Origin of the sequence: Candidatus Defluviilinea proxima (genome assembly GCA_016721115.1) — a bacterium.
In the GTDB taxonomy this organism is placed as follows: Bacteria; Chloroflexota; Anaerolineae; order Anaerolineales; family Villigracilaceae; genus Defluviilinea; species Defluviilinea proxima.
This window is the reverse complement of sequence record JADKIW010000001.1, coordinates 740,272-753,634: the sequence shown is the minus strand read 5'-3', so window position 1 is coordinate 753,634 and position 13,363 is coordinate 740,272. Positions and strand designations below refer to the sequence as shown.

The 13,363-nt window shown below is 50.3% G+C and carries 14 protein-coding genes; 5 read left to right on the top strand and 9 right to left on the bottom strand.

Annotated features, from left to right (window positions below):
• Nucleotides 1-256: 256 nt before the first annotated feature.
• The 3 genes from IPP66_03470 to IPP66_03460 all read left to right on the top strand — a co-directional run bounded on the left by IPP66_03470 (nucleotide 257) and on the right by IPP66_03460 (nucleotide 1,728).
• Nucleotides 257-529 (top strand): hypothetical protein, encoded by a 273-nt coding sequence (locus IPP66_03470; GenBank protein ID MBK9924328.1) that lies wholly within the window; start codon nucleotides 257-259, stop codon nucleotides 527-529.
• Between the two features lie 67 nt (nucleotides 530-596).
• Nucleotides 597-1,364 (top strand): HNH endonuclease, encoded by a 768-nt coding sequence (locus IPP66_03465; protein ID MBK9924327.1) that lies wholly within the window; start codon nucleotides 597-599, stop codon nucleotides 1,362-1,364.
• Between the two features lie 4 nt (nucleotides 1,365-1,368).
• Nucleotides 1,369-1,728: a hypothetical protein gene (locus tag IPP66_03460; protein ID MBK9924326.1), complete on the top strand. Its 360-nt coding sequence runs from the start codon at nucleotides 1,369-1,371 to the stop codon at nucleotides 1,726-1,728.
• 1,436 nt (nucleotides 1,729-3,164) lie between these two features.
• On the opposite strand, the gene IPP66_03455 is transcribed toward IPP66_03460, so the two are convergent.
• The 5 genes from IPP66_03455 to IPP66_03435 all read right to left on the bottom strand — a co-directional run bounded on the left by IPP66_03455 (nucleotide 3,165) and on the right by IPP66_03435 (nucleotide 7,446).
• Entirely contained in the window at nucleotides 3,165-4,511 is a 1,347-nt protein-coding gene (locus IPP66_03455) for a hypothetical protein (protein ID MBK9924325.1), read from the bottom strand.
• A 45-nt stretch (nucleotides 4,512-4,556) separates the two neighbouring features.
• On the bottom strand, nucleotides 4,557-5,375 hold the full coding sequence (folP, locus tag IPP66_03450) for a dihydropteroate synthase (GenBank protein ID MBK9924324.1): 819 nt from the start codon (nucleotides 5,373-5,375) through the stop codon (nucleotides 4,557-4,559).
• 123 nt (nucleotides 5,376-5,498) lie between these two features.
• Nucleotides 5,499-5,921, bottom strand: a complete 423-nt coding sequence (locus IPP66_03445; protein MBK9924323.1) for an STAS/SEC14 domain-containing protein — start codon at nucleotides 5,919-5,921, stop codon at nucleotides 5,499-5,501.
• A 35-nt stretch (nucleotides 5,922-5,956) separates the two neighbouring features.
• Nucleotides 5,957-6,559: a hypothetical protein gene (locus IPP66_03440; protein MBK9924322.1), complete on the bottom strand. Its 603-nt coding sequence runs from the start codon at nucleotides 6,557-6,559 to the stop codon at nucleotides 5,957-5,959.
• Nucleotides 6,560-6,642: 83 nt separating this feature from the next.
• Nucleotides 6,643-7,446 (bottom strand): RDD family protein, encoded by an 804-nt coding sequence (locus tag IPP66_03435; protein MBK9924321.1) that lies wholly within the window; start codon nucleotides 7,444-7,446, stop codon nucleotides 6,643-6,645.
• On the opposite strand from IPP66_03435, the gene IPP66_03430 reads away from it, so the two are divergent.
• Both IPP66_03430 and IPP66_03425 read left to right on the top strand, forming a co-directional pair.
• Nucleotides 7,447-8,433, top strand: coding sequence for a stage II sporulation protein M (locus tag IPP66_03430; protein MBK9924320.1), 987 nt, complete (start codon nucleotides 7,447-7,449; stop codon nucleotides 8,431-8,433).
• A gap of 6 nt (nucleotides 8,434-8,439) precedes the next feature.
• Complete coding sequence (locus tag IPP66_03425; GenBank protein ID MBK9924319.1) at nucleotides 8,440-8,790, top strand: hypothetical protein; 351 nt, start codon at nucleotides 8,440-8,442, stop codon at nucleotides 8,788-8,790.
• A gap of 15 nt (nucleotides 8,791-8,805) precedes the next feature.
• On the opposite strand, the gene IPP66_03420 is transcribed toward IPP66_03425, so the two are convergent.
• The 4 genes from IPP66_03420 to IPP66_03405 form a co-directional block, all read right to left on the bottom strand.
• Nucleotides 8,806-10,116, bottom strand: coding sequence for a DUF58 domain-containing protein (locus IPP66_03420; GenBank protein MBK9924318.1), 1,311 nt, complete (start codon nucleotides 10,114-10,116; stop codon nucleotides 8,806-8,808).
• Nucleotides 10,117-10,196: 80 nt separating this feature from the next.
• Nucleotides 10,197-11,153: a MoxR family ATPase gene (locus IPP66_03415; protein MBK9924317.1), complete on the bottom strand. Its 957-nt coding sequence runs from the start codon at nucleotides 11,151-11,153 to the stop codon at nucleotides 10,197-10,199.
• Between the two features lie 101 nt (nucleotides 11,154-11,254).
• Nucleotides 11,255-12,400: a DUF4350 domain-containing protein gene (locus IPP66_03410; protein MBK9924316.1), complete on the bottom strand. Its 1,146-nt coding sequence runs from the start codon at nucleotides 12,398-12,400 to the stop codon at nucleotides 11,255-11,257.
• On the bottom strand, nucleotides 12,397-13,353 hold the full coding sequence (locus IPP66_03405) for a DUF4129 domain-containing protein (protein MBK9924315.1): 957 nt from the start codon (nucleotides 13,351-13,353) through the stop codon (nucleotides 12,397-12,399). The genes IPP66_03410 and IPP66_03405 overlap by 4 nt, the downstream gene beginning before the upstream one ends.
• Nucleotides 13,354-13,363 lie beyond the last annotated feature (10 nt).

Here is a 13,363-nt window from a genome sequence, read left to right as displayed (position 1 = left end):
GGTAGACGGGGTAACAAGTAAACAGGGATTTATGGGGAGGAGAGATAAAAAAGTAAAGAAGACAATGGTGGTTGAGTAGGGCGAGTGGTCTGCTCGCCCGTATCGAAACCACCAGTAAGCAAAGTAATCTTGGTTATTTGCTAGTTTCGATACGTCCCGCGACGAGCATGCGGGACTACTCAACCAGCGAGTTGAACAATGTTACTCATAGTGTGTAGATTTATTGCCTGTAAGGCGTTACATTATGGGATGTCTTATGTCTGCATATATATTTATCAAACCAACCGATGAAATATTCAAACATTTTGATAATTATGAGATAGGGGCTTGTGTTCTTCTGTGTCCTTATGACCCTACTCGATTTGATAGATGTGATGTTGAATATCCAGATATTGCCTTTTGGAGTGTGTTTGGCCATTTGAAAACAGGTGGTCTGGAATGTATAAGTGACCACGAAACCTATGAAGAAGCAATAGAGTTTATAGAAACTCTTCCGCCAATGCCGCGCACTCCAATAATGCCATTTTGATTCCATAGCGTTAAAACTCAAGTTTGATTGCATAGTGTAAAATCGTTTACATCTAAAGTGAGGAACTATGCAATCTAAAAAATGGACGCGCGAAGAATTGATAATTGCTTTCAATCTGTACTGCAAAATTCCATTTGGAACAATCCACATCCGTAATCCAAAAATCATTTCGCTTGCAAAGGTTTTGGGTCGCACTCCTTCGGCTGTTTCATGGAAATTGGCAAACTTTGCAAGGCTTGATCCTTCGTTGCAAGATAGGAATATTGCAGGTGCCTCGCATGGAAGTAAATTAGATGTTGAAGTTTGGGATGAATTTGTTGGAAATTGGGACAGACTTGCTTTTGAGAGTGAGAGATTGTTAGCAGAAAGAACTGACAAACCAGTTGAAGACATAACAGAAATTGAAACAATTGATTTACCAAAAGTGGGTAAGGAACGAGAAGCGCTTGTCAAACTTCGTGTTAATCAAAGTTTCTTTAGAAAAGCTGTGCTTGCTGCATATGATTTTAAATGTTGTGTAACAGGTTTGGAACTTCCTGAATTATTGAATGCGAGCCATATTATTCCTTGGTCGAAAGATGAAGCCAATCGCATAAATCCGAGAAATGGGTTATGTCTAAATGCAATTCACGACAGAGCTTTCGATAGAGGGCTACTAACTATCACTCCTGACTTGATAATAAAAGTTTCTAAATCGGTCAAGAAGGGAAAAGTAAGTGATGCGGTTCAAGATTTCCTTTTACGATATGACGGTTTAGAAATTAACAAGCCAACACGATTCTTGCCAGACATAAAGTTTCTGAAATACCATAACAAGAATGTTTTCCGGACTTGATTTCATGAGTAATATCAAATTTGTTTATCTTTATCGTGACGGTGCAAACTACAAATCATGGGGTGATATAGTTTTCCCAAACCCCGACGAATTATCTTTGGAAGAAATCGAAGACAGATTGAATGCCGCTTTTCTTGTGGACAGGTTGTTCATTGCCCACCAAATTTCGATACCAGAAAAGTTCTTGTTTTTAGATGGAAAATTTACAAAGGTTGATCACTGTTATCACGAATATGATCATGTTGAGTTTTGCAAGGAAAAGCCAACTGATAATCTAAACCGTTCAATCTCATATTTTTTGAATGACGTTGAGTTGATTGCTCAACAAGGCTGGAAAGAGTTTTATGTTTTAGATCGAGCTTGATACAAGCGAACAAAGACAGGGATAAATTCGTGAACAGGGAATTGCGGAAGCTGGGGTGGAACATGGTCCGCGTGTGGGAATGTGAGTTGAGAGAGCCGAGGACGGTCGCTGTGAAGGTGAGGAGAGTGTGGGCCCCCTCTGTCCGCTGGACATCTCCCCCAAATACGACAAGTTAATTTTGGTATGCGGACTCAGTAATTGGTTCGTCGTATTTAGGGGAGAACTGGCGACGTTCTACTCTGGCAATAAATTCGTGAACAGGGAATTGCGAAGGCTGGGTGGAGTACGGTCCGCGTGTGGGAATGTGAATTGAGAGAGCCGAGGAAGGTCGCTGTGATGGTGAGGAAATATTACGAGACCTGACAGGTCTCATCGTGGTTCAGCCATTCATCACATCCGCGTGGACTATGACTCGGGTTGAGAAAGAGGCGCCGAAGACCTGTCAGGTCTGATGTGTGGGAATTGCGGAAGCTGGGGTGGAGTGTGGTCCGCGTGTGGGACTTCGTGAGTTGAGAGAGCCGAGGAAGGTCGCTGTGAAGGTGAGGAAATATTACGAGACCTGACAGGTCTCATCGTGGTTCAGCCATTCATCACATCTGCGTGGACTTTGACTTGGGTTGAGAAAGAGTCGCCGAAGACCTGTCAGGTCTGATGTGTGGGAATTACGGAAGCTGGGGTGGAGCGTGGTCCGCGTGTGGGAATGTGAGTTGAGAGAGCCGAGGAAGGTCGCTGTGAAGGTGAGGAGGTATTACGAGACCTGACAGGTCTCATCGTGGTTCAGCCATTCATCACATCTGCGTGGACTTTGACTTGGGTTGAGAAAGAGTCGCCGAAGACCTGTCAGGTCTGATGTGTGGGAATTGCGGAAGCTGGGGTGGAGTGTGGTCCGCGTGTGGGAATGTGAGTTGCGAGAGCTGAGGAAGGTCGCGAGGAAATTATCCCGCATGGACGCCCCCATTTTGGGATGATATAAACGTCCATGCTATTCGTACGAAGCCGACTGCACCCTTCGGGCGTGCTTCGCAAAAGTCGACTCCCCTGACGGGGACGCGAGTCCGCTTGAGCGGACTTTGAAGGAGTAGCCCAGACGTTTACGTCGGGGCGGGTGATGGTGGTGGGATAAATTCGTGAACAGGGAATTGCAGAAGCTGGGGTGGAGCGTGGTCCGCGTGTGGGAATGTGAGTTGAGAGAGCCGTCAAAAGTGGCGATCAAACTAAAAAAACACGTCCCTTAGGCTGGGAAAAGGAATCCATATATGGGGGTATTTTCAGCCCTGAGCGATGTATACGCACCAGCTTGGAACCATACAGTTTCCATATAGGAGCTATATAGGCACTCCCCCTGTGGAAGGTATATTTTTACTATCCGAACCGCCCTCATATGTGGCTTGTCCATTTTTAGGTAAGGTTTGAGATACAAGACCTCGCAGGTCTACCTACTCATCCAACAGATCGCCCAGCCATTCCATCAACCCGCCAGCCTTCTTATCGCTCTTGGTGGGCAGGTCACTGGCGACGACTCCGTTCTGCCCGTTGATGAGGATGAGATGCTCGCGGCCATCGAAGGGCAGTTCGGTCATCCACACGGGAAGTAGCACAAGCTTGAACGACTCAATCGCCATCTTCGCAGAGGAGGAATGTACGATACGCATCGGTGAGAGTTTGTAGGGAAGTTCCTCTTTGTACTTTGCGTAGGCTCGTCCGCGAGCATCGAGCGATGCTTCAGCCATGGGGATGTCGTACACTTCCGCAGGCCAATCCGCTAGGTAACGCGGATCATAAGGCTTGGTGGATTTCAACTCAAAGGTGGGGATGAGCCTCAGAAAAACAGCAGACAGTTTGCGGGAAGCAGGAACCGGTAGATCATCCACGAGCACGGGATAGGAATCGGAAACGCGTCGTACCTGACGTTGACCTCGTCCCTGTTTCCCTATGATGAGGTCGAGCCCAATCTCTTCATTGTTATTCTCATACACTTCGCCGGTGTAATCGATCTCGCCGCCGATGTCGAACGTCCACAAGGGCAGGTACAGTCCGCGCGGCAGGTCTACTTTTTTCTCGGGGCGGATCTTATTCCCCTCCACCCAGTTGACCAGCAAGCGGATCGCCTGCTCTTGATTGAACTTATGCGGCAGAATGCCATCGGGAGCGAGCAGGTCTTTGGTGTGTTCCCAATTGACGACATGCGGCGAGTCACAATAGATGCAGTTGGCTGAAATTTGATCGGGCGGAAGAATGAACTCGGAACCGCATCCTTCACAATGAAAGACTTGTTGGTTGAGCGGCTTGCCATGTCCGCGTGCGGTGGCCATGGCCGTGAAAAAGTCTTTTTCGTCGGCAGGTTGTGCCGTAAAGCCGACGGCCTGTCCGCGTGTGCAGTAATCGCATACCAGTGAACTGCCATCTGGCGAAAATGCCATGCGCCCGCCACACTTGGGACACATGAAGCGGTCCGCATCTGCGGCGCGGAGTCCCTCTGGGGCAAGTGGCAAATGATCGGGGTCAATGATCTCATCGGGCTTGAGCTTTCCATCGAGGATCGCCAGCATCTTGCGTGCGCGCGCGTGTTGTAGATCATGCGCGAGACAATTCTCAACAGCGTTGCGTTTTTCTTTTACATCATCCACAACCTGGCTCATCCAATACCAGGCTTCGGCAAGCTCATCGTGATCGCTCAATGAATAAATGGCGCGGTCCAGGTAGCGGCGCGCGCTATCGTTATGTTTTGCCTTTGCTTCGATGATGCCCGTGCGTAATAAGTCTTTGCCGTAAGTATCGAACATGATCCCTCATCTGTGGCGGACGGCAGCTGCCGTCCGCTACAACATTTATTTTCTCACGATCGCATCCGTCATCTTTGCCACACGTGCCATCTCTTTCACATCGTGCACGCGGATGATGTCTGCGCCGCGCGTGATGCCCACGGCCACTGTCGCGGCTGTGCCTTCGATCCGTTCGTCCGCGGGCAGGTCAAGTGTAAAGCCAATGAATGATTTTCTGGATGGCCCCAACAGTACCGGGTATCCCAATGCACGGATTTCACCGAGTCTGTTGATGAGTTTGAGATTATGCTCACGCTTCTTTCCAAAGCCGACGCCTGGATCCAGAATAATATGGCTTTCCTCGATCCCAGCCTGTTTCGCCAACTCCACGCTGACGAGTAACTCGCGTTTCACATCCTCGATCAGGTCCACGTATTCAGAGCCTATATAGGCATTGCCCAGTTGTTCGCGCACTTCCACGCTGGCGGGGTTACTGCGGTTATGCATCAAGATCACAGGGACGTTAAACGTCTTCGCAACAGAAGCAAGCTTAGGGTCCGCACGAAGCGCCCACACGTCATTAAGAATATGAGCGCCCGCTTGGAATGCTTCTTCCGCAACGCGCGCCTTGTACGTGTCTATGGAAATGATAGCTTCGGGGAATTGTTTTGCGATGGCCTGAATCACCGGGATGACTCGTTCGATCTCTTCCTCTGCGCTGACAGGTTGCGAGCCAGGCCTCGTGGACTCACCACCAATATCGAGAATATCCGCACCATGTTTGAGGAAGTGTTCCGCCTGTTGCAATGATTGTTCGACCCTCTTCCCATGTGACATCAATCCATCCCCTGAAAATGAATCAGGGGTTACGTTGAGAATCCCCATCACGTAGGTGCGGGAACCCCAATGAAAGATTGTATTTGCGACTTGGAGGGAGGAAGATTTCACGAGGAGAATTTGCCACAGAGACACGGAGAATGTGACTCCGTGTCTCTGTGACTCAAGGTACTACGGTATTTGATCGAGCGGGCGGGCGAGCCAGGCTTCGGCTTCGTTGATATCGGTGAAGATCTTCATGGCTGAAGCGGCGCCAGCGATTGCGAGTGAGGCAACATCACGGATGGCATTTGCCGCAGTTTCCGTTGCTACCACCACCGCCACACGGATGTTGCGTGCGGATGGATCGCTGTTCGCTTCGACAGCCATGCGAATGGCTTTCTCGGAGATATCTTTGACTGCACGCAGGTCATACAGGTTGCGTGTGCGGCCTGCGGCACCGAGTAGATGATCGAGGGCAAATTCGCGCCAATCGCTGAGCGTGGCATCAGAGAGGTCGGTGAAGGTCAATGTCATGCCACCATCGCCACGGCGCACAACGGTCAGGCCGACGCCGGGTTTGGGGGTCCAGTTCAAGGGTTTAATTTCGGTCATGTCAGTTCCTCCGCTTTGATTATAGTGCATTCATGTTATTGAATGGATTCGATAAACTTGTCGATCTTGTCATCATCCCAATTGCTGGGCGAACCCATGACAATGAGCATGGCGGTGCCGTTCTTGCCCGGGAAAGAAGTGACCAGTTGCCGCATGGACGTGCCGTTGCTATCGGTGCCTTCATAGATGGCAACTTGTCTTTCCTCGCCACGGATCGTCATCTGCTTGACCTCTTTCAATTCCAGCGTCATGCCGCGTCTGCCAGATTGTTGTTCGAAAGACTGGCGGATCTGTTGCTCCATTTGTTTTTCATCCACCCCCGCCTGGAATTGAGCCAGCATGATGATGGGTTCGTTGGTGGCGTTGGATGTGGGAGTGATCATCACGAATGTGTAGATCATGAAGTTCATCGTCATCTGTTCTTGATACCCCTCAGGGAGGGTATAGTCCACGATCTCGTGCGCAGCTTTAGAGGCGCTGGCAGGGTCGGTCTTGACGCCCTCTTGTATGGTCTTGCCCATTTGCCTGAAGACTAGTACGGCAACGATCACGGCGCAACAGCATAACAATGCCGCCGCCCCCAAACCGATCCACATCCATTTATTGTTCTTGTTACTGCCTTGTTCGTTTGTATTCATTATGACCTCTTGTGATTTGTATAGGAACAGTGAAAAGCACTTCTTAATCACCGAGAATGCGGAGCCCATTGTGGCTCAACATGTTATGTACCATTGCCTTCGTTATCTCGGTTTTGAATTTCTTGTATGATCGCCACGAGAGTATCTTCCGCTTCGATGCGGTTGATCGAAGGCAGAGGCAGGCCGAGGCGCGTATGAAGCGTGTTGAGAATTTGAATGGCGAGTTGGGAACGGTGAGTCAATTGATCGCGACGGGTGAGGAAGTCCTCGATCAGGTTCAGATCGTCATTGGTCAGCCGTTCAATGGGGAAGCCCTCCAGCGAGACCTTGGTGAGTCCTTGTGGCTTGAAGTTGACGGCACGTTTCAGCGAAAGGGACTGGATGGAGATCGGCGCGCGATCATGGACGACGAGCGTGCTCGCGGCGATGTCACCGAGACGGCGTGAACGTGGGTCCACGAACATGGTGACGATACCGGCGCCGTACATGGCGGGCAGAAAGTCAACGATGCGGATCAGGTTGCGGATGAGCGCTTCGGAGATGGTGATGGGCGTACCGTCGTTACGAATAACGCGTAAACTGGTCCAGCGTTTACCAGGCGTTTGCCCGTTCCAGAAAATTTCAAAGAGAATGTAATATCCCCAATAGAAAACGAAGATGATCAAGATAAAGATGGCCGTCACCCAGGATTCTGCACTGCCGGAGGAATCAATGCTAAATACACTGAGGATGACAAGATATGTGACGATGACCACCACTTGTAAGACCGCCACAAGCAATGTGTCTATCAATGCGGCGAGGAAGCGTGAGCCAATGCCCGCCACCTGATAATCGAAGGCTACGTTCTCGGGGGTGTGAATGTTGAGGGTTTCTTCTGGGATGCTCATGTGTATAATATCCGTATGCGAGTTGATGAATTTTACCAGTCCCGTAAAGCTGATTGGGAGGCTTTAAGTCACCTCCTTGAGTTGAGCCATAAAAACATGCGCGGACTCAGCGAGTCGCAGGTGCGTGATATTTCGCGCCTGTATCGCGCCGCCACCTCAGACCTTGCGTTGGCCAAGCGCGATTTTCCGCGTAACGAGGTCACGGCGTATTTGAATCAACTCGTGGCGCGCGCGCATGCGGTGGTGTATCACAGCGAGCCATTGGCATTGAAACGTCTGTGGCGATTTGCCACAACGGGTTTCCCGCGTCTCTTCCGCGAAACATGGATCTTCACCTTCATCGCGACGTTGTTCTTTGTAGTGCCCGCCATCGCATCGGGTGTTGACACATACCTCCGCCCGCAGGATGCCAAATTGTTGCTTCCGCCTGAAGCGCATCCCATGATCGGCATTGTGGAAGATAAAAAATTGTGGATCGACATCCCTGTAGAGGAACGCCCTTACACTTCTTCGTTCATTATGACGAATAACATCAGGGTTTCGTTCATGGCATTTGCCAGCGGTGTGACGGTGGGACTCATGACTCTCTGGGTGCTGTTCTTCAACGGTTTGATGATCGGCACATTGACGGGGCTTACAGCCTTTCACGGCATCGGTTTCGAATTGTGGACCTTCGTCATCGGGCACGGCGTCATCGAGTTGACCATCATCTTCATCTCTGGCGGTTCAGGACTCATGTTGGGCTGGTCCATTCTTCGCCCCGGCCTTCTCCGCCGCCGAGACTCTCTCGCCATCGCTGCACGCAAAGCGGTGTATTTGTTATTAGGCGCGGTTCCGTGGTTGGTTATTGCAGGGACAATTGAAGGATTCATCTCTCCATCCGAAACCATCGCCATCCCCGTCAAGTGGGGTGTGGGTATCGTCAGCGGGATATTTTTGTATGGGTATTTGTTGCTGGGGGGAAGAGAGTGGAAGAGACGAAAGTAGGAATTTATGAAAATATATTGGTCATATAAGTCATATAAGTCAATTCCTGAATTAACTAACCTGAAACCCGAAGTGGCCCGACAATTTTGGAACAATGGATGTTATCAAGCATCGCTTCATTGGCAAGTTAGAGGAAGCCTCTTGTTAGGTGCGGTAATTGCAGGATTGTTTGGAGTGATTGGAGTCACACTCCAAGACAAATTTGATTTCGATTCTATGATTGGATTGAAACATTTTAGTGTAGCTATTAGCACAGGTGTCGGTGCACTTATTGGCGGTCTAATTTACACTCAAACTATGGTTTCACATGCTCGTTCTCATATACGTGAATATATTCAGACTCATAAAGAAGGTTGAACAAGGTTCTCAGCCCTACAACTGCATTCTCCCTTTCAACTCCAGATAACGATTGATTACCGACATTGACAATTGGTTCGCAGGCACATCCAACGTCAACACCCCGCGTTGACGGAGCGAATCAAGGATCACCTTGCGTTCGTCCAATATTTGATTTGCCACCGCGCGTTGATACACGCCCAATGAATCATTTGGCTTCATCTGCGAAGCATCCACCACGTCTGGATCGCTGATCGTCACCACCAACGGCAGACTGCTTTTCGCCAACAGCGCCATCTGTGCGACCAAAGAATTCAAACTCGCGCCGCCGGTCAGATCCGTGAACACGACCACCAATGCACGCCGTCTCTGCTTCACGGCCAGATACGCCAACGCCTTGCGATAATTCGGTTCCACGGGTTGCGGCTCCACCGCATACAATAACTCCAACATGCGATAGAACTGACCACGTCCCTGCCGTGGGCTGAGATAATGTTGCACATCGTCCGCGAAACTCATCATGCCCACGCGGTCACCTTTGCCCGTTGCCACATACGTCAACAACAGCACCGCATTCACCACATAATCTAACTTTGCAATGTCAGCCACCGGGCTTTGCATCATGCGTCCCACATCCAGCACTGCGATCACCTGCTGGCTTCGTTCGGTTTGATACTCCACCGTCACCGGGAAGTTGCGTCGCGCAGTCGCCTTCCAATTGATGCGCCGATATTCGTCATCGGGCAGATACTCACGCAAACGCTCAAACTCCGTCCCTTCGCCGAACTGACGCGTTGTCCGCAAGCCCATCTCATGCAAGCGATTGCGCTTCAACAACAAGTCATAGCGCCGCACATCCAACAGATTCGGATACACCTTGACCGGCTCTTTCGCCTCCACCTTTGCCTGCCGCACGATCAATCCCAGTGGACCCACCCAACGCAACGTCAGATCGCCAAATTGATAATCGCCACGCCGTAACGGATGCACGTGATAGATATGTTCCCATTCGCCGCGCGGACTCACCCGACCTTCCATTGTCCGCGTTTCGATCTTGAACTTCTCAGGCGCCTCATCACGGACCGTGAAGCTGACTCCGCGCCACGAGCGGTTTCTCAAGCTGACGCGTATCGGGTTCTCCGCGCCAAGCGATAACTTATTATCGTGTTCACGTCTCAACTCGAATTGATCGATCTTTCCCGCCATGCGCCAATCGATGAACATGGCCGAAAGAACGATGATGAAATATCCCCAAGCGATCCACTCCATGAATGGAATCCAAGCACCCACTGCCATGAGAGGAGCGGTAATGAGAATCAAGAGAAGAGAGCGAGTGGTAGGAAACATAATGAAAATGATGAGTACAGAATGATGAGTGATGAATTTTATTCTGCATTCATCATTCACCATTCACTATTCTGCATTTGTTATCTCGGTACCTCGACAGAACCCAAAACTCTCTGAATTACAGAGTCTGCATCCAAGCCTTCAATCTCGGCTTCGGGTTTCAACAAGATACGATGTCTGTACACCGGCGGCACCACGAATTTGACATCATCCGGGATGACGAAGCTTCGTCCTTGTAAGGCAGCGAAGGTTTTCGCGGCGAGAAGAACATGTGTTGTGGCGCGTGTGCTGGCACCGAGCACAATGTCTGGTGACTGACGGCTTGCCACGCCGATCTTCGCAACGTAGTTCAAGATGCCTTCTTCCACAACGATCTGTTTAATGGCTTCGCGGGTTTCGACCACTTGTTTCGCGGTCAAGACCGGCTTCAAGCCAGCGGCATCGAGGTCATGTGCATTGAATCCCTGATGATAGCGACGCAACACTTCCACTTCATCTTCGAGCGGCGAGTACGGAACCAGCACCTTGAACATGAAGCGGTCCAATTGCGCTTCGGGAAGCGGATAAGTCCCTTCGTATTCAATGGGGTTCTGTGTGGCTACCACCATGAACGGCGCATCCAGTTGATGGCGCTCGCCTTCGAGGTTGACCTGTTTCTCTTCCATCGCTTCGAGCAAAGCAGATTGCGTCTTGGCGGGAGCGCGGTTGATCTCGTCTGCGAGGAGCAACTGCGTGAAGACCGGTCCCTTTTTGAGGTGGAACTGGGTAGTTCGCACATCGAAGATGCTTGTACCAAGAATATCGGACGGCATCAGGTCCGGCGTAAATTGGACGCGGGTGAACGTCGCCTGCACCATGTGCGCGAGAGTCTTCGCCATCAACGTCTTCGCTGTGCCCGGTACACCTTCCAAGAGAACGTGTCCGCCGGTAAAGAGCGCAACCGCGAGCAGTTCGAACGGCTCCTGCAATCCCACTAGGACTTTGTTCGCCTCGGTGCGTAATCCTTCAAAGATATTCTTGAGTTCGGTTGGGTTCATAAAAGCTCCTTTTGTTTGGACACGGAACACACGGAACGAGCGGATTTTTATTCCGTTCTTTTCACAAAGTTTCCGTTTTCTCCGTGAAATCCGTGTCCCAATTAACCATCAATCCATTTCGATGCCTCGCCAGCGAGATGCACCATTTCGGTTTCATTCAAATCCTTGCGTCGCAAACGTTTTAGCAGGTTCAATAGTTCGTTCTTATCAATCGCAGGATTGTATTCAAATAACTTGTTCACGTATTCTGCATCATCCATGCCGGGGTCGAGACGATAACGTTGGCCCAATTTGCGTTTGATCTGCTGATGATAATTCATCATTACCACTGAGCGATGCGCGGCGCGACGGCTGAGGTTGGCGATACCAGTCACATGCTCAATGGCGCCACGGCGTCTGATCTCTTGTGGGAGGGGCACTGGCCTGCCGAAGCCGCGCCCTTGCATGAAGAAGACAATGGCAATAGCGATGACAATGAATACCAACGCTCGTCCGATTGGAGTGCGTCGCAAAAATTCAGTCGGGCCAAGGATCTCCTCGCCGCTTTGCACACCGTGATGCCATTCATCGAACCAGACAGTTCCTTTATCCTTTGCAAGCGCCAGGATGTTCAAAACCAGTTCGGGGTTGCCCTCTTGCTTTAAACCGACATTGGTAAAAGCATCAGAAATCGTTCCGAGAATGATACGACCACGCCCTTGTTCAAAGGACACCAGCACAGGCAATCCTTGAGATGTCATTTCAACTACGTAGTCATCACGCTTTGAATCGAGTGTGAAGTTTGTATTGACATTGTTCGGGGTGAACGCCGAGGGTGAAAGCAGGATTGGCGCCTCTAGCTTTAAAGCAATACCGGCATTGGGACGGTAATTCAATGTAAAGTCGTAATGGTCTGCGGCGGAAAACATACCATATTGCTCGCCGATCAAGATCAACGTGTTGCCAGCCTCCACCCACTTATCGATGGCCTTCATATCATCCTCAGTGGGGAAAGATGGTTCCAACATAAAGACAATGGATGCGTTTGCAGGAGGGGCAAACTTGGTCAACACGTTGTCGCTGACCTCGTACCCTAACTTCTCCACCCACAACTTCAAAGCCAGTGCGCCATTGGGCGCTGATGAAATGCTCGATAAGCGCGGATATACCTGCGCCGTCTTCTTTTGAGTCGCTGCGAAAACGGTCACAGCGATGAGAAGGATCAGGATTCCGATACCCAGCTTTGTGTCACGAGAGAGGCGCTTCATTCCTTCTTCTCCCGTAGTTCATCTACATGCTTCACATAGGATTGGAATGTGTTCTCGTCCACAGACTCGAATCCATACCAGACGCGGTCGAACACGTCGATCACATCACTTAAAGGCTTCGAGAGTTCAGGCTTGGATGAGATGCTTCGCAAATATTCACGGTTGGTGCGTGAACGGTCATACCGTAACAATCCGCGTTCATCGAGAACGAGTAACGAGGAAAGATACAAGTAGCGCACGGCGTTACGATAATCACCCTGACTCGAAAGCGACTGTGCGCGTTGCATCGCTCCACTTGATGTGAGTAGTGCATCGGCATCTTCGCTCTCGATGGCGAGTTGCGCCTCACGCACAAGGTTGCGAGAAAGGTTTAGAGAGAGGAAATACAAACTAATCAAGAAGATGATCACCGCCGCCACGATCAATGGTACGCGCCCATAATAGATCGTATTCTGCACTCCGTATGAAAGTCGTTCCATCAACTTATCGAAGAAGTCGAATATCTTTTGCAACCAAGCTGGGCTTTCACTTGCTTGCGCCTGCTTTTCCCATTGAAACTCCGGCCGTGCAAGAATCCCTCGCAACGGTTCGATATCTTGAACAGTGAAAACTTCCTGTGGGTATTGTTGATGTGCCGCGAGCAATGCATCCAACAGTGATTTGAGCCGCGCAATGTTGGGTGGATTAGTTTTTAACTCCGCCACCAAAAAAGACGGATCAATCGCAACTACATTATCTTTGGATATTTCTACCGCTGTGACTCGTTCCCACTTTGCGGCCAGATCACTCAACTGTTGCTTGACCTGCCCCTCAGGGGACGACTCCATCTGCGCGAGGGCCTGCCTCGTGCTTCGGATGGTTTCCCAATACTCTGATAGCGGCATGGGCGTTTCATCCTGCCGTACTGCCGAAATACTCGTCAGTGACAGGATCGCGATCAGCCAAATTGCCAAAAAGGAACGC